Here is a 14483-nt window from a genome sequence, read left to right as displayed (position 1 = left end):
GGGTATGCGCGCGCGTACCCGGGCCCGGAAGTAGTGGCGGGGCCGACGTGCGCGCCACGGGGCCGGGCTCGTCGTCCTGGCCGTGGGCGCCGAACTCGCGATCGGCCACCCCACCGGCCGCGGCAGCGCCGAGGTCGGCATCCGCCTCTTCGGCGGTCCCGTCCTCTACGTGATCACCCAGGCCAGGTGGTACTGCACGTCCACCCGACAGGCCTGGGGCGTCCGGCTGCTCGCGTGCCTGGCCTGCGCCTGCGCCGTCGCCGGCGTCGCCGCAGTGTGGCTGCCGCCGCTCGTCTCCGTACTCGTCCTGGACGCGATCCTGGTCGGGCTGGTCCTCGCACTCGAACGGGTGTACGGCCGGGTCCTCGTGAAGATGCCCGCCGTGGACGCGGCCTGACCGGATCGCGCCCCTCGACCGGCCGCGCCCCTGTTGCGCGGGGCCGTTCATGGCGGATGGTTGCAGAGGGGGCCGATGGCACGAGGAGGCACGTCATGGGCATCGCCACCGTGAACCCCGCGACCGGCGAGACGCTGCGCACCTACGAGGCCCACGGGCCCGAGGAGGTCGAGCGGCGGATCGCCGCCGCGCACGAGGCCTACCGCCAGTACCGCACCACCTCCTTCGCCGAGCGGGCCCGGCTCATGCGCGCCGCGGCCACGCTCCTCGACGAGGACACCGAGGACATCGCCCGCACCATGACGCTGGAGATGGGCAAGCCCATCGCCGCCTCCCGCGCGGAGGCCGGCAAGTGCGCCAAGGCCATGCGCTGGTACGCGGCCAACGCGGAGGGACTGCTCGCCGACGAGCATCCGCCCGAGAGCGACGTCCAGGACTCCGGCGCCGACCTGGCCCGCGTCCACTACCGGCCGCTCGGCCCGATCCTCGCCGTCATGCCGTGGAACTTCCCGCTCTGGCAGGTGATCCGCTTTGCCGCGCCCGCCCTCATGGCGGGCAACACCGGACTCCTCAAGCACGCCTCCAACGTGCCGAGGACCGCGCTCTACCTCGGCGACCTGTTCCGCCGCGCAGGCTTCCCCGAAGGCTGCTTCCAGGCCCTCCTGATCGGCTCCCGCGACGTCGAGGGCGTCCTGCGGGACCCCAGGGTCGTCGCGGCCACCCTGACGGGCAGCGAACCCGCGGGGCGCGCCGTCGCCGCCGTCGCGGGCGACGAGGTGAAGAAGACCGTCCTGGAGCTCGGCGGCAGCGACCCGTTCATCGTCATGCCCTCCGCGGACATCGTCCGCGCCGTGAAGACGGCCGTCACCGCACGCGTGCAGAACAACGGCCAGTCGTGCATCGCCGCCAAACGGTTCATCGTCCACCAGGACGTGTACGACGACTTCTCCGAACGCTTCACGGCCGCCATGAACGCCCTCACCGTCGGCGACCCGCTCGACGAGTCCACCGACATCGGCCCCCTCGCCACCGCACAGGGCCGCACCGACCTGGAGGAGCTCGTCGACGACGCCGTACGCCGGGGTGCCACCGCCCTCTGCGGCGGCCACCGGCCCGAGGAGCCGGCGCTCCGGAACGGCTGGTACTACCGGCCCACCGTCCTCACCGGCATCACCCCCGAGATGCGCATCCACCACGAGGAGGCCTTCGGCCCGGTCGCCACGGTGTACCCGGTGCGCGACGTCGACGAGGCCGTGGCCGTCGCCAACGACTCGCCGTTCGGCCTCAGCTCCAACGTATGGACCCGCTCCCCGGACGAGGTCGCCTTCTTCGTCCGCGACCTGGAGGCGGGCGGCGTCTTCGTCAACGGCATGACCGCCTCGCACCCGGCGCTCCCCTTCGGCGGCATCAAGCGCTCCGGTTACGGCCGTGAGCTCTCCGGCCACGGCATCCGCGAGTTCTGCAACACGACGACGGTCTGGCAGCGCGCCTGACGGCCGTCGGCCTGTACCCGTACGCGCACCCGTACCCGTACGCGGGTCAGCCGCGCCTCCGACCACCGGCGGGCCCTCCCGGGTCCGTCGGTCAGCAGCGCGTCCACTCCGACAACCGGTCGGCCGTCCAGGTGTTGATGACCCGGTCCTCGGACACCCCGCACTCCTCGGCCCGCGCGCAGCCCAGGATCTGCCACTCCAGCTGACCGGGCGCGTGGGCGTCGGTGTCCACGGCGAAGTACGTGCCCGCCGCCACGGCCTGCCGCAGCAGCCGGCGGGGCGGGTCGAGCCGCTCGGGGCGGCTGTTGATCTCCACGGCGGTGCCCGACTCGGCGCACGCGGCGAACACCCGCTCGGCGTCGAACGCCGACTCGGGCCGCAGCCGCCCGCCCGCCACGAGCCGCCCCGTGCAGTGCCCCAGGACGTGCATCAGCGGGTCGCGCACCGCCCGTTCGAGACGGCGGGTCATCGCGCGGGCGTCCATCCGGAGCTTCGAGTGGACCGAACCGACGACCAGGTCGAGGCGGGCGAGCAGGTCCGGATCCTGGTCGAGCGACCCGTCGTCCAGGATGTCGCACTCGATGCCGGTCAGCAGACGGAACGGCGCCCACTCCTCGTTCAGCCGCGCCACCACGTCCAGCTGCTCCCGCAGCCGCTCCGGCGACAGGCCCCGGGCCACCGTCAGCCGCGGCGAGTGGTCGGTGAGGACCGCCCACTCGTGGCCGAGTGAAGCCGCCGCACGGCCCATGTCCTCGATCGTGGCGCCGCCGTCGGACCAGTCCGAGTGGAGGTGGCAGTCGCCGCGCAGCGCCGCCCGCAGCGCCTCGCCGCCGTCTCCCTGCCCGGTGGACCGCAGGGAGTCCTCGAGTTCCCGCTCCAGACGGTCCAGGTACGTCGGCACCCGGCCTTCCAGCGCCTCGCGGACCACCGTCGCGGTCTTCGGTCCCAGGCCCTTCACGCCCTCCAGGTCGCCCGTCGCCGCACGCCGCGCCGCCTCGCCCTCGGGCAGCGCGGCGACCGCGGAGGCGGCCGTGCGGAAGGCCCTCGCCCGGTACCCCGGTTCGCTGGACCGCTCCAGGAGGAACGCGATCCGGTTCAGCGCGGCCACAGGGTCCATGACGTGCCTCCGGAGATCCTCAGGCGCCGTTCGCCGTGGCGTCGGCCGGCACCGTCTCCGGGCCGATCTCGCACCAGACGGCCTTGCCCTCGCCGCGCGGTTCGACCCCCCACCGGGAGGCCAGCGCGTCGAGCAGGAGCAGTCCCCGCCCCGAGGTGGCGGCCTCGCCCGGGGTACGCCGGCGGGGCCAGGCGCTCGACCGGTCCTGCACCGAGAGCCGCACCCGCCGCACCGGCTCCGGCAGCACCTCCAGGGTCAGCACCGCGCCGCCCTCGGTGTGCAGCAGTACGTTGACCAGGAGCTCGCCCGTCAGCAGCTCGGCGTCGTCGGACAGCTCGGGCATGCCCCAGTCGCTCAGCGCCTGCCCGACGGCGGCCCGCGCGTCCGACAGGCCCTGCGGATCGGCCTGGTGGATGTACTGGTGGATGCGCGGTGCCCGCGGCGTGCCGGGGTCCGGGCTGCGGCGCAGCACCAGGAGCGCCACGTCGTCACCCGAGCCCCACCGCTCCCAGAGCCGCTCGGAGAGGTGGTCGGCGAGGGCCTCCGCCTGCGGCGGGCCGCTGCTGATCGCCTCCGACAGGGCGGCGAGACCCGAGTCGATGTCCGAGTCGGGCTGCTCGACGAGCCCGTCCGTGCACAGCACCAGCGTCTCCCCGGGCACGAGGTCGAGCCGGGTCTCCGGGAACTCCTCGTCCCCGAACACCGTCGCCAGGCCCAGCGGCAGACCGCCCCGCAACTTGGGCTGGCCGACGCGGCCGTCGGTGTGCCGGATCATCGGACCGAGGTGCCCCGCCCGTACGGCACGCAGCGTGCCGCTCGCCAGGTCGACCTGCGCGTACGTGCACGTCGCGAAGCGGTCGGTGTCGAGATCGGCGAGAAACCGGGAGGCCCGGGCCAGCACCGTCGACGGGGCGTGCCCCTCGCCTGCGTACGCCCGCAGGGCGATCCGCAGCTGCCCCATGATGGCGGCCGCGTGCGTGTCGTGGCCCTGCACGTCGCCCACGACGACCCCGACCCGGCCGCGGGGCAGCGCGATCACGTCGTACCAGTCGCCGCCGACCTGCCGGCCGCTCCACGCCGCGTGGTAGCGCACCGCGATCTCGCCGCCGGTGATCTCCGGGATCCGGCGCGGCAGCATCGTCGACTGGAGCCCGGTCGCGAGCTCCCGCTCCTCGTCGAACAGGATCGCCCGCTGGAGCGACTGGGCCACGATCGCCGCGAGACCGAGCGCCAGGTTGCGCTCGTCCGGGTTGAAGTCGGTGCGCCCCCGGTAGAACAGGGCCATGCCGCCGAGGGAACGTGCCTGCGCCACCAGCGGCAGATAGCAGGCCGCCCGGAACGGAAGCCGCTCCACGTACGGGGCGAGCTCGGGGAAGTCCCGCCCGAGCGACGGGAAGGCGGAGACGAACCGCGGCCGCCCGCTCAGCACCGCCTCGGCCAGCGGAAGCCCCTGGTCGAGGCGCCGGGTGCGGAAGTCGTTGAGCACGTCGAGGGAGTCGCCGCTCAACGCGATCACGTTCAGCGAACCGTTCTCGACGAGACCGAGCGCGAGCCCGTCCGCGCCGAGCCGGGCGAGCCCGCCGGGACCCGTCAGCGCGGCCGTGACGTCGTCCACCGTCACCGCTCGGGACAGCGCGTTCGTCGTCCGCTCGACGATGCTCGTCTGCACCTCACGACGCTTCTCCAACTCCTGGACGAACGCGAAGTTCGAGAGCTCGGCCGTCGTGTCCCGCACGATGCCGACGATCCGCCGGGCCCGCCCGTCCTGGGAACGCAGGATCCGCGCCTGCACGTGCGTCCAATGGGATGACCCGTCGGCCTGCGGGATGGCGAAGTGCGCGGTGTACGAGTTCGCCCCGCTCCTGACGGCTTCCCGCACGACCCCTTCGAGCCGCGCCCGCTCCTCGGGAGCGAGGCGTCCCACCAAGGTCACCGGGCGCCCGTCGTGGGCGTCCGGGGTCAGCCCGAAGACCAGCAGCCCCGACTCGTCGACATCGATCGTGCCCGTGTCGAGATCCCAGTCGAAGCTGCCGGTCCGGTTCATGGCGAGCCACTCGGCGGGCCCGATCTCGCCGTTGCGCGCATGCCGGTCGTCGTCGGTCATCCCCCTCATTGTCGAACCCGCACCCCGTCGACGCCATGGCGGCGACACGGCGTGGCGCGAGTTCGCCGCCGGGGATACGGGGATACGGGGATACGGGGATGGGGGGATGGGGCGGGCGGCTGCGTCGCCCCACGGCGTACCCGCGAGGGAGGGCGGGCGGCCTGGGCACCTGCGTACCCGGTGGGCAGGAGGGCATCCCGGGCACCTGCGTACCCGCGAGGGCGGGGAGCGCCGGGCCGCCGTGGTCGGACCGAGTGCCGGGGCCACGCAATGGTGGGCGGATTTCCGCGGCACCCGTGGCCGGCGGAGCCACGGAGGCGCCCGTCAGGGCCGGTGGAGTCCAGTTCCGGGACATCCGTCAGGGCCGGTGGAGTCCCGTACCAGAGCGCCCGCGAGGTCCGCCCGCCTTTAGAGAGCCGCCCGCGAGGCGGGCGGAATGCGCCGCCGCCCCGGAAAATCCCGTGGGGTCCTGAGTCCGCCGGGGCAGAATGAGCCGGTGCAGCCGTCCTACCGCGTCCTCGGCCCGTGCCGTGCCCTCCGTACCGACGACGGGACGGAGGCCGTCCTGGGGGGCGCGAGGCTCCGTGCGTTGCTCACCGCACTCGCCGCCGCGGGCGGCCGGGGGATGGGCCCGCGCGAACTGGTCGACCAGGTGTGGGCCGACGCCTTCGACGGGCCGGACCGTACGGCAGCGCTCCAGGCCCTCGTCGGGCGCCTGCGCAAGGCGCTGGGGCGCGAGGCCGTCGTCTCGACGCCCGGCGGCGGCTACCGCCTCGCCGCCGGCCCGGACGACGTCGACCTCCACCGCTTCGAACGCCTCGCCGCCGAGGGCGCCGCCGCCCTCGCCGACCACCATCCCGAGCGGGCCGCCGTCCTCCTCGACGAGGCCCTCGGCCTGTGGCACGGGCCCGCCCTCGCCGACCTGCCGGGCCGGGACACCGACCCCCTCGTCGTACGGGTCACCCAACGCCACGCCCAGGCCCGCCGCGACCGGTTCGCCGCCGACCTCGCCCTGGGACGGGCCACCGCCGTCCTCGCCCCGCTCGCCGCCCTCGCCGCCACCGAGCCGCTCGACGAGCCCCTCCAGGCCCTCCGGATCCGCGCCCTGCGCGAGGCCGGCCGCCCCGCCGAGGCACTGGCGGCCTACGAGGACGTACGCGCGACCCTCGCCGACCGCCTCGGCACGGACCCCGGCCCCGAACTGCGGTCCCTTCACGCCGAACTCCTGACGGCAGACGCACGCGGGGCGGCGACACGGTCCGTGGCGCGAGGCACGCGGGGGCTGGGTCCCCACGCTCCGGGACCGTCGGGCCCGGACAACGAGGCTTGGTACGGCCCGGACGTCGCTGCTGTTCCCGGGCCGGACGCAGCAGGGGGCTCCGAGTCCGCAGCCGACTCCGACTCCGCAGCGGGTTCGGACTCCGCAGCCGGTTCGGACGCCGCATGCCGCTCCGACAGGTACCCCGATGACTGGACCGGTCGACCGAACCCGCCGGGCCAGGACATGCCGGCTGTCTCCGACGCACCCCCCTACGGCCGGTCCGCCCAGTCCGCCCCAGATGCTCCGGCCTCATCCACCCCGCCCCCGTCCGCCCCGCCCCCGTCCGGTCCCCCCGCGACCGCCCCCTCCCTGCCTTCCCCGCCCTCCCTGCCCGCCCGCCTGACCTCCTTCATCGGCCGAGACCACGAACTGGACGCGCTCGCCGGCGCGTGGGGTCATCGGCGACTGGTCACCCTCACCGGACCGGGCGGCGTGGGCAAGACGCGGCTCGCTCTGGAGGCGGCGGAGACGTACCCGGGTCGGGTCCACCTGGCCGAGCTCGCCTCCGTGCGCGACGGGAGCACGGTGGCCGAGGCCGTCCTCACCGCGCTCGGTGCGCGTGACACCCAGCTCTGGCACCGTCCTGCCGTCACCGACGCGGACGTGAGGGACCCGTACGCGTCGCTGGTCGAGCACTGCGCGGGACGGCGGATGCTGCTCGTCCTCGACAACTGCGAGCACGTGGTCGAGGTGGCGGCCGAGCTCGCGGAGGCACTGCTCACGCGGTGTCCCGGTGTGACGGTGCTCGCGACGAGCCGGGAGCCCCTCGGGGTGCCCGGGGAGGTGGTGCGCCCGCTGGGGCCGCTGCCGGCCGAGGAGGCGCTGCGGCTCCTGGGGGAGCGGGGGGCGGCGGCGCGCCCGGGGTTCACGGTGGCGGAGGACGCGGAGGCGGCGGCGGAGGTCTGCCGCCGGCTGGACGGGTTGCCGCTGGCCATCGAGCTGGCGGCGGCGCGGCTGCGGCTGCTGTCGGTACGGCAGATCGCGGACCGGCTCGACGACCGCTTCCGGCTGCTCACGTCGGGGGCGCGGACCGTGCTGCCGCGCCAGCAGACGCTGCGGGCGGTCGTCGACTGGTCGTGGGAGCTCCTCGACGGCGCGGAGCGGGCGGTGCTGCGGCGGCTCGGGGTGTTCGCGGGCGGGTGCGACCCGGCGGCGGCGGAGGCGGTGTGCGCCGACGGCGGCGCGCACGGGACCGACGCCTGGACCGACGCCGTGACCGGTCTCGCGGACCCGGACGCTGTCGGTGGTACGGCCGGTGGTGCACGTATCCCGGCCACTGCCACCACCACGGTCGCCGCTGAGGCCGGCACTGCGGACACCCACGGTGGTACGGACACGTCGGACCGTGCCCGTACCACTGCCGACGACCCCGAGGCGGCCCCCGGCGGCGCGTCCGCCGACGTCCTTCACGTGCTGGGCGCGCTGGTCGACAAGTCGCTCGTGGTCGCCGCGCCGGGCGGGGCCGGGATGCGCTACCGGCTCCTGGAGACCGTCGCGGAGTACGCGGGGGAGCGGCTGGACGAGGCGGGGGAGCGGGCCGCGACCGAGCGGCGCCACCTGACGTACTACCGGGAGCTGGCCCGCAGGACCGACCCCGAACTGCGCGGCGCCGGGCAGATTCCGGCCATCGCCCGCTTGGAGCGCGAACACGACAACCTGCGGGCCGCGTTGCGGACGGCGGTGAGGCTCGGCGACGAGCAGGAGGCGCTGTGTCTCGTGCACTGCCTCAGCTGGTTCTGGCAGCTGCGCAACCACACGGTCGACGCCCGTACCTGGGCCGTCGAGGCGGCCGGGCTCGGCCCCGACCCGTTCCGGGAGCCGGTGCGCCCCGCCGAGCCGGTCGCCGGCCGGTGCGTGGACGTGCCGCCGCCGTGGAGCGGCGAGCGGCTCAGGGAGGCCCGGCGGGGCGGGCACCTCTACGCGCTCGCGACGCAGGGCGGCGAGGGCGCCACCGTGCTCGAACGGCCGGAGTCCCGCGCGCGGCTCGCCGCGCTCGTCTCCGCGTACCGGCCGGGTCTCCCGCAGACCTGCCGCCAGCCGGGCACGATGTGGTACTTCGCCCGCCTCATGACCGGAGAGCTGCGCACCCTCGACGAGACCCTGGCGCTGACCGTCGCGGCCTGCCGCGACCACGGCACCGGCTGGGACCTGGGCTTCGCCCTCCTCATGCGGGCCAAACTCCTCGGCCACGGGCCCGCGGACGCCGACGAGGCACTCGCCCTCTTCGAGGCCGCCGGGGACTCCTGGGGCACCGCCGAGTCCCTCTCCGCCCGGGGCGAGGCCTACGAGCGCGCCGAGCGGCTCCCCGAGGCCGCCGCCGACTTCGAGCGCGCGGCCGAGGCGGCAGCGCGGGTCGGCGCCCGCTCCCAGGTGCCCGTCATCACGGCCCGCCTCGCGGCCGTGCGGCTCCGGCTCCGCCCGGACGACGTCGCGGCGGCCGAGCGGCTCCTCGTCGAGGCCGCCGACGAGGCGGGGCAGTGGGGCGCCGAAGCCGCCGGCACCGGCCGGCTGCTGCTCGCCCAGCACTACGCGCACACCGGACGCGTCTCCCTCGCCCGCACCCAGCTCGCCCTCGCGGAGGCCGAGTTCGGCGACGTCACGCCGGCGCTCTTCTGGGGCCTCGTCGGCGGCGTGCGGGCCTGGCTCGACTGCCTGGACGGCGCCTACGACGCCGCGGTCGAGCGGCTGGCCCGCGCCGTCGCGGACGTGGAGACCCTCGCCCACCTCGTCGCCCCCTACCTGCTCGTCACCCAGTTCGCGACCGCCGCCTGGGCGCTGGGCGGACGCGCCGGACCCGGCGACGCCGAGGCCGGCGCCCGACTCCTCGGCGCGTACGACGAGCACACCGGCGCCCACGGCGGCGGATTCCGCCCCTTCGCGGCCCGCACGGAGGCCGAGATCCGCGCCCGAGCAGAGAAGACGCTCCGCGGCGCTCTGGCCCCGCAGGCGTACACCCACCACCACGACGAGGGCGCCACGCTCTCGCTCACGACCGCCGCATCGCTGGTGCGGAACCCAGGGGGAACCCCGCATGACTGACCACTACGCCTACCGGGTCGCGACCCGCAGGGGCGACCTCCACGTCATCTGGCGGCTCGGCAAGGGGGACGACCACGACACGCTGGCCGTCGACGACCGCCGCAGGCTCCTCGCCTTCCACGACACGGAGACCCTCCGTGCACACTGCGAGCGGAACGGCTGGCATCTCGTGCCGGACACGGAGTCCGTGCTCGACCTCGAAGACGTACGGGAGTCGATCGAGGAGGCCGTCCACGACCCCGGTACGCGCACGCTCCCGACGGGGCTGGCCCTGGACGCCTGGAACTTCTTCGAGGACGTCGCGCGCAGTGTGGACACCGCCACGGCGCTTCCCGTCCAGGGCACGGTCCACGACGCCGCCTACGACCGGATCTTCGGCGCCCCCGACGGGGAGGTCTGGACGGACGAGGAGGCCACCGCCGTGTGGGCCCTGCTGCGCGCCGGCCTCGCCCTCTGGGAGGAGGCGGCCCGCGACGCCGTCGTACCGGACGCGTCCCTGCTCACCCGGCCGACGCCCGCCGCGCGCCCCGCTCCGCCCGCGTGACACCGCTCCGGGCGCCGTCCCGGATGCGGTCCGGGTGGCCGGACACGACAATGGCCAGTGCCGGAAGAAACGTAGGAGGCGGCATGAACGCAGAGCCCGACAAGACGTCCCCGGGGGACTTTCCGACGCCCGACCGGCTGCTGCACGCCGGTTCGGAGGGCGAGTTCACGGCGGAGGACCTGGTCCTCGCCTCCGGCCGTGACGTGAATCCGAAGAGCCTCGCCTGGGCCGAACGCCGCATGGCGGAGAAGGGGCGCGCCTCCATGGACGAGCTCCTGCCCTAGGTGTCCCCGACAGGCTCAGCGCCTGTCGACCAATCCGTGATCCCCGTGATCCCCGTGATCCCGGCGATCTCCGTGACCCCGTCGGCCCCGGGTCGGTCCTCCCGACCCGGGGCCGAGGCGTGTCCGCTCCACCGGAGAGCCCGTCGCTGTCCGTGACCACCGCGGCGGTCCGGCGGGACCTTCCGGTCGGTCGTCGGGTACGGGCGCGGGACCGCCACCGTCCCGAGGCTTCCGGATTTGTGGAACACGTTCTACCGTGGCCGCCGTCGCGCGTCGCATCACGCCCAGGCGCGCGGCGCACCGAGGACGGCGCAGGACGCCGCCGCAGGACGCCGCCACGGGAGGCCCCCATGCACCTCGAGTACACGCCCGACCAGAACCGCCTGCGCGCCGAACTCCGCGCGTACTTCGCGGAACTGGTCCCGGACGACGTCCACGCCCGGTACGAGGACCCGGCCGCCCAGAAGCGCTTCTACCGGGAGACCGTGCGGCGGCTGGGCGGCGACGGCTGGCTCGGGGTGGGGTGGCCCACCGAGTACGGGGGGCGCGGGCTGACCCCGATGGAGCAGTTCATCTTCTTCGACGAGGCGGCGCAGGCCGGCGTACCGCTGCCCCTCATGGCGCTGAACACGGTCGGGCCGACGATCATGCGGTACGGCACCGACGAGCAGAAGGCGTACTTCCTGCCCCGGATCCTCTCCGGCGAGATCGACTTCGCCATCGGCTACAGCGAACCCGACGCGGGCACCGACCTCGCCGCCCTCAAGACCCGCGCGGTACGGGACGGCGACGAGACCACCGGCCACTACACCGTGAACGGCCAGAAGATCTGGACCACCAACGGCGACACCGCCGACTGGGTCTGGCTCGCGGTCCGCACCGACCCCGACGCCCCGCCCCACAAGGGCATCACCATGCTCCTCGTCCCGACGAGCGACCCCGGCTACTCCTGCACCCTCATCAACACGCTCGCCTCCCACGACACCACCGCCAGCTACTACGACGACGTCCGCGTCCCCGCCTCCCGCCGCGTCGGCGACGAGAACAAGGGCTGGCGCCTCATCACCAACCAGCTCAACCACGAACGCGTCACCCTCGCCGCCCACGGCACCATGGCCATCCGCGCCCTCCACGACGTCCAGCGCTGGGCCGCCGCCACCCCCCTCGCCGACGGCCGCCGCGTCATCGACCTCCCCTGGGTCCGCCGCACCCTCGCCCGCACCCACGTCCGCCTCGACGCGATGAAACTCCTCAACTGGCAGATGGTGAACGCCGTCCAACACGGCACCCTCACCCCCCAGGACGCCTCCGCCGTCAAGGTCTACGGCTCCGAGGCCCGCCGCGACGCCTACGCCGCCCTCATGGAAGTGGTCGCCGCCGCCGGCGCCCTCAAAGAAGCCTCCACCGGCGCCGTCCTCCACGGCGAACTCGAACGCGGCTACCGCTCCGCCGTCATCTTCACCTTCGGCGGCGGCAACAACGAGATCCAACGCGAAATCATCTCCTGGATCGGCCTCGGCATGCCCCGAGTCCGCCGCTGACGTTCGACAAGAGACCTTCAAGACCCCTGTCCGACCGGAGCCGGATCGTCCGTGGCGGCTTCCGGGGTCGGAGGTGTGGGGCGGGTGCGTTCGGCCCAGGTGGCGATCGGGGGGCCGGCGGCGCCGATGGTGGCGAAGAAGAGGCCGAGGAGGAGCCAGCCGGGGTGGCCGAGGGCGAGGACGGCGCCGGTGAGGATGACGGGGGCGAGGGCTTGGCCGGCGTCGAAGCCGATGCCGAAGAGGCCTTGGTACTGGCCTTGGGCGTGGTCGGGCGCGAGCGTGTAGGCCAGTGTGTAGCCGCCGGAGGATTCCCAGACCTCGCCGATGCTGTGGATGCAGACGGCGAGGATGGCGAGGATCGGGGCGACCCAGGCGGGGACGTCGGCGGTGAGGGCCATGAGGGGGCAGCTGACGAGGAACAGGAGGCCCGCGAGGCGGAAGGCGCGGCCGCCTTGGCGCGGGGTTTCCACGCGGGAACCGAGGCGGCTCTGGAGGAGGACGCAGACGCCGCTGTTGACCGCGTAGACGGCCGCCACGGTCCAGCGCGGGGCGTCGGTGTGGGCGGCGAGCCAGATCGGGAGGAGGAGGGAGACCGTCTGGTACTGCAGGCCCATGGCGCTGTAGAGCGCGACGAAGGAGACGTACGGTCGGTCGGTGAGGACGGACCACTGGCGGTGTTCCTCGGGGCGGGGCAGGGGGCGGTAGTTCGGGACGCCGAGGAAGGCGATCAGTCCGGCGAAGGCGAAGCTGGCGGCGTTGGCGAGGATCAGCGCGGTGTAGGCGGCGCGGGTGTCGAGCTGGATGGCGACGGCCGCGCCCAGGGTGCCGACGACGACGCCGAGGTTGACGAACGTGCGGAGCCTGGCGCGGAAGGCGGCGGGGTGCTCGCCGCCGACCCTGGCGACGAGGGCGCCGCCCGCGGCGCCGCCGCCCGTGGCGGCCAGCCGGTCCAGGGTGGCGACGACGGTGAACGCGAGCCAACTGTCGATGAGGACGAAGGCCGCCATCGTGACGGCCTGCAGGGCGAGGCTCGTCAGCCAGACGGTGCGCGGGCCGTACCGGTCGGCGAGGTTTCCCGCGGGTATGCCCGCCGCCAGGCCGCTGAGGCCGGCGATCGTCAGGCCCAGGCCCACCTGGGTGGCGGGCAGGTGCACCACGAAGGTGAAGTAGAGGATGGCGGCGGTGTTGAAGAGTCCGTTGCCGACCCTGCTGACGAAGACGGCGGTGATGAGGGCGCGCTGCGGACCGGACTCCGGCCCGCCGCGTGTCTGTCGCTCGGCCCCCCGTTTGATGATGCTCATCATGCCGAGCGCCGGGGTCAGCGGTATTCGCAGAGGTACGCGGTGTCGACCGCGACCTCGAGCTGGAACTTGCTGTCGCCGGGGACCTCGAACCGCGTCCCGGCGGGGAAGGTCTGCCAGTCGTCGGCGCCGGGGAGCTTCACCGTCAGGGCGCCGCTGACGACGTGCATGACCTCGGGGTTGGCGGTGCCGAACTCGTAGGCGCCGGGGGCCATGACGCCGATCGTCGCCGGGCCCTGCTCCTGGGTGAAGGCGATCGACTTGACCGTGCCGTCGAAGTACTCGTTGACCGTGAACATGGGCATCCTCGGGGGAAGCGGGACAAAGGGGTGGCCAGGACTTCGCTGGCCGGCCACCGGCAAGTCGACTTTACCGGCGAGGGTTTGCGTCGGCCGCGGTGCCCCCGCCCTGGTGAGGTCCTTGATCGGCGGCCCTCGGCCATCGCCGGGTACGCGGCCGCTGCCCAGGGGGCCGGGTGCGGCGTAGCCTGAGCGGCATGAGGCAGGACGCCGATCCGGGGCTCTTCGGTCCCCGCTCCGTGACGTGGCAGGTGCACTCCGATCCGGTGATGTGGATCGCCGGCGTCCGGGCCCTGTGGCTCCAGGCGCTGCATCCCGTCGCCGTCCGCGGCGTCATGATCAACAGCAGTTTCCGCGAGGACCCCTGGGGGCGCCTCATGCGGACGGCGAACTTCGTCGGCACGCTGAGCTACGGCACCGCCGAGGCCGCCGAGGCGGCCGGCGCCCGGGTCCGCCGGATCCACCGCCTGCTCGGCGTGGACGACCCCGAACTCCTGCTCTGGGTGCACTGCGCCGAGACCGACTCGTACCTCTCGGTCGCCCGCCGCTCCGGCATCCCGCTCACCGACGCGCAGGCCGACCGGTACGTGGACGAGCACCGCACCTCGGCGCGGCTCGTCGGGCTCGACCCGGACGCCGTCCCCGCGTCCACCGCGGAAATCGCCGCCTACTTCGACGCGGTGCGCCCCCGGCTCGCCGCGGGACCGGACGCGCGGACCGTCGAGGACTTCCTCCGCCGCCCGCCCGTGAAACCCGCGCTCGTCCCGGCGCGCGAGGTGTTCTGGAGGCGCGTCGCCGCCCTCGCGTACGACACCCTGCCCCCCTACGCCCACGCGCTCTACGGCCGTCCCGCCCCGCCGGCCGAGACCGTCACCCGCCGCCTGGTCACCACGGCCGGCGTCCTCCGCCACATCCCCTCCCGCGTGCGCTGGCGGCTTCCTCCCCGGCACGTCCTGCGGGCCGTCGAACGGCTCGGCCCCGAGACCCGGCCCGACCCGTTCGCGCGACTCGCGCCGTAGGCGTACCCCGCCCCGTATTCACTG

General features: G+C 74.4%; 11 protein-coding genes. 7 read left to right on the top strand and 4 right to left on the bottom strand.

Features of this window, described 5'->3' with window-relative positions; translation table 11 throughout:
- The first annotated feature begins 82 nt into the window (after positions 1-82).
- Together ACFCY7_RS24660 and ACFCY7_RS24655 are read left to right on the top strand one after the other, a co-directional pair.
- Positions 83-397 carry a hypothetical protein gene (locus ACFCY7_RS24660; protein WP_376488214.1) on the top strand — a complete coding sequence of 105 codons (315 nt, stop codon included), beginning with the start codon at positions 83-85 and terminating at the stop codon, positions 395-397.
- A 95-nt stretch (positions 398-492) separates the two neighbouring features.
- A complete protein-coding gene (locus tag ACFCY7_RS24655) occupies positions 493-1890 on the top strand; it encodes an NADP-dependent succinic semialdehyde dehydrogenase (RefSeq protein ID WP_376488213.1) in 1398 nt (465 codons plus the stop codon).
- A 91-nt stretch (positions 1891-1981) separates the two neighbouring features.
- Here the strand turns inward: ACFCY7_RS24655 and ACFCY7_RS24650 are convergent, their stop codons facing one another.
- Both ACFCY7_RS24650 and ACFCY7_RS24645 read right to left on the bottom strand, forming a co-directional pair.
- Positions 1982-3007 carry a PHP domain-containing protein gene (locus ACFCY7_RS24650; protein ID WP_376488212.1) on the bottom strand — a complete coding sequence of 342 codons (1026 nt, stop codon included), beginning with the start codon at positions 3005-3007 and terminating at the stop codon, positions 1982-1984.
- 19 nt (positions 3008-3026) lie between these two features.
- A complete protein-coding gene (locus tag ACFCY7_RS24645) occupies positions 3027-5111 on the bottom strand; it encodes a SpoIIE family protein phosphatase (protein WP_376488211.1) in 2085 nt (694 codons plus the stop codon).
- A gap of 436 nt (positions 5112-5547) precedes the next feature.
- On the opposite strand from ACFCY7_RS24645, the gene ACFCY7_RS24640 reads away from it, so the two are divergent.
- From ACFCY7_RS24640 to ACFCY7_RS24625, 4 genes are all read left to right on the top strand, one after another.
- On the top strand, positions 5548-9471 hold the full coding sequence (locus ACFCY7_RS24640) for a BTAD domain-containing putative transcriptional regulator (RefSeq protein ID WP_376488210.1): 3924 nt from the start codon (positions 5548-5550) through the stop codon (positions 9469-9471).
- The gene (locus ACFCY7_RS24635; RefSeq protein ID WP_376488209.1) at positions 9464-10015 is read left to right on the top strand and encodes a hypothetical protein; all 552 of its coding nucleotides are present in this window, start codon (positions 9464-9466) and stop codon (positions 10013-10015) included. Before ACFCY7_RS24640 ends, ACFCY7_RS24635 begins: the two co-directional genes overlap by 8 nt.
- An 83-nt stretch (positions 10016-10098) precedes the next feature.
- Entirely contained in the window at positions 10099-10299 is a 201-nt protein-coding gene (locus tag ACFCY7_RS24630; RefSeq protein ID WP_367827336.1) for a hypothetical protein, read from the top strand.
- Between the two features lie 350 nt (positions 10300-10649).
- Entirely contained in the window at positions 10650-11840 is a 1191-nt protein-coding gene (locus ACFCY7_RS24625; protein ID WP_376488208.1) for an acyl-CoA dehydrogenase family protein, read from the top strand.
- A 17-nt stretch (positions 11841-11857) separates the two neighbouring features.
- On the opposite strand, the gene ACFCY7_RS24620 is transcribed toward ACFCY7_RS24625, so the two are convergent.
- Together ACFCY7_RS24620 and ACFCY7_RS24615 are read right to left on the bottom strand one after the other, a co-directional pair.
- Positions 11858-13141 carry an MFS transporter gene (locus ACFCY7_RS24620; RefSeq protein WP_376488207.1) on the bottom strand — a complete coding sequence of 428 codons (1284 nt, stop codon included), beginning with the start codon at positions 13139-13141 and terminating at the stop codon, positions 11858-11860.
- Positions 13142-13158: 17 nt separating this feature from the next.
- Positions 13159-13440, bottom strand: coding sequence for a pyrimidine/purine nucleoside phosphorylase (locus ACFCY7_RS24615; RefSeq protein ID WP_376488206.1), 282 nt, complete (start codon positions 13438-13440; stop codon positions 13159-13161).
- 197 nt (positions 13441-13637) lie between these two features.
- Here ACFCY7_RS24615 and ACFCY7_RS24610 point away from each other — a divergent pair, with 197 nt between their 5' ends.
- Positions 13638-14459: an oxygenase MpaB family protein gene (locus tag ACFCY7_RS24610; RefSeq protein WP_376488205.1), complete on the top strand. Its 822-nt coding sequence runs from the start codon at positions 13638-13640 to the stop codon at positions 14457-14459.
- Positions 14460-14483: the final 24 nt, after the last annotated feature.

It is taken from the genome of Streptomyces sp. NPDC056361, assembly GCF_042262805.1.
In the GTDB taxonomy this organism is placed as follows: domain Bacteria; phylum Actinomycetota; class Actinomycetes; order Streptomycetales; family Streptomycetaceae; genus Streptomyces.
The sequence above is the reverse complement of the archived record's forward strand: the minus strand, read 5'-3'. Positions and strand labels throughout refer to the sequence as shown.

Excerpts from the sequence above, each read along its gene's own strand:
- ACFCY7_RS24655 (WP_376488213.1), top strand. The coding sequence starts at position 493 with ATGGGCATCGCCACCGTGAACCCCGCGACCGGCGAGACGCTGCGCACC.
- ACFCY7_RS24650 (WP_376488212.1), bottom strand. The coding sequence starts at position 3,007 with ATGGACCCTGTGGCCGCGCTGAACCGGATCGCGTTCCTCCTGGAGCGG.
- ACFCY7_RS24645 (WP_376488211.1), bottom strand. The coding sequence starts at position 5,111 with ATGACCGACGACGACCGGCATGCGCGCAACGGCGAGATCGGGCCCGCC.
- ACFCY7_RS24640 (WP_376488210.1), top strand. The coding sequence starts at position 5,548 with ATGCGCCGCCGCCCCGGAAAATCCCGTGGGGTCCTGAGTCCGCCGGGG.
- ACFCY7_RS24635 (WP_376488209.1), top strand. The coding sequence starts at position 9,464 with ATGACTGACCACTACGCCTACCGGGTCGCGACCCGCAGGGGCGACCTC.
- ACFCY7_RS24630 (WP_367827336.1), top strand. The coding sequence starts at position 10,099 with ATGAACGCAGAGCCCGACAAGACGTCCCCGGGGGACTTTCCGACGCCC.
- ACFCY7_RS24625 (WP_376488208.1), top strand. The coding sequence starts at position 10,650 with ATGCACCTCGAGTACACGCCCGACCAGAACCGCCTGCGCGCCGAACTC.
- ACFCY7_RS24620 (WP_376488207.1), bottom strand. The coding sequence starts at position 13,141 with ATGAGCATCATCAAACGGGGGGCCGAGCGACAGACACGCGGCGGGCCG.
- ACFCY7_RS24615 (WP_376488206.1), bottom strand. The coding sequence starts at position 13,440 with ATGTTCACGGTCAACGAGTACTTCGACGGCACGGTCAAGTCGATCGCC.
- ACFCY7_RS24610 (WP_376488205.1), top strand. The coding sequence starts at position 13,638 with ATGAGGCAGGACGCCGATCCGGGGCTCTTCGGTCCCCGCTCCGTGACG.